The 251-nt window shown below is 30.3% G+C and carries 1 protein-coding gene; it reads left to right on the top strand.

Features of this window, described 5'->3' with window-relative positions:
• A partial coding sequence (locus SB773_RS33490) for a hypothetical protein (protein WP_410594764.1) occupies nt 1-251 on the top strand: 251 nt, incomplete at both ends.

The raw sequence follows: 251 nt of genomic DNA, 5'->3' as shown, positions 1-251 counted from the left end.
CAAATTTTTGCCGATATTGAAAGAGGTCCAAAATTAAATTTAATAACCGATGAAAAATTTAAAACTACAGGAGAATATATTAGTGACATCGGTGAAATTTATGAAATATTTCCTGCCGTGCCAGGTCAAGAGTATGATGAAAAACAAGATTATTTAAAGGATCTAATTGATGAGAAATACAAAAATTATTTTAGAGTTTATGCATTTGATTTAGCATCAAAGGAAGCTGCGGGAAATGTACAAACGATAGG

This window comes from Bacillus sp. SIMBA_074, assembly GCF_046534555.1.
In the GTDB taxonomy this organism is placed as follows: Bacteria; Bacillota; Bacilli; order Bacillales; family Bacillaceae_G; genus Bacillus_A; species Bacillus_A mycoides.
Note: the sequence above shows the minus strand (reverse complement) of the source record. Positions and strands in the feature narration are given on the sequence as shown.